Raw genomic sequence first — 678 nt, forward strand, 5'->3', positions numbered from 1 at the left:
AGTGGTTATTATGGATGGTGCAGGATGGCACACCAATGATATTGCAGAGAGATTTAGTAATGTCAGTATTATCAAACTCCCGCCCTATTCACCAGAGCTAAACCCTATAGAACAAGTTTGGAGTTGGCTCCGACAACACTATCTTTCTAACCAGAGCTTCACTGACTACAACGATATAGTGGGAAAGGTATGTTCAGCATGGAATCAGTTTCTGAAAAGCACTAGTAGAGTCGCTCAAATGTGCACAAGGGACTGGATTGACCTGACCAGTTAATTTTCCAGATTGGTATTAAACAACTACTATAACGTGCCTAGCCAAGCCTTCCATTTATAAATCCTCATTGTGTATGAAGGTTTCCAGATGGAAAGAACATACAGTTTCAAGTAGAAAAAGAGAGACAAAAATACAGATACAAAAAAGGCCTCAGTCTTTCGACTGAGGCCTTAATTATGGCAGGGGTGGAGAGATTCGAACTCCCAACACGCGGATTTGGAATCCGCTGCTCTGCCAATTGGAGCTACACCCCTAAAACTGTGATCTAAACCTAATTTTTATTAAGGCTCAGATTCAGAAAAACCCCGCAAAGCGAGGTCCTCTAAAATAAGTGGCGGAGTGGACGGGACTCGAACCCGCGACCCCCGGCGTGACAGGCCGGTACTCTAACCAACTGAACTACC

General features: G+C 44.1%; 1 protein-coding gene and 1 tRNA gene. One reads left to right on the top strand and one right to left on the bottom strand.

Going from position 1 to position 678, the window contains the following annotated elements; genetic code table 11:
- The coding region (locus tag HW561_RS23380; RefSeq protein WP_176867776.1) for a transposase at window positions 1-274 on the top strand (274 nt) is incomplete at its 5' end.
- 177 nt (window positions 275-451) lie between these two features.
- Here the strand turns inward: HW561_RS23380 and HW561_RS23385 are convergent.
- Window positions 452-528: transfer RNA gene (locus tag HW561_RS23385), tRNA-Trp, on the bottom strand.
- Between the last annotated feature and the right edge of the window lie 150 nt (window positions 529-678).

Source organism: Ruegeria haliotis, from assembly GCF_013377785.1.
In the GTDB taxonomy this organism is placed as follows: domain Bacteria; phylum Pseudomonadota; class Alphaproteobacteria; order Rhodobacterales; family Rhodobacteraceae; genus Ruegeria; species Ruegeria haliotis.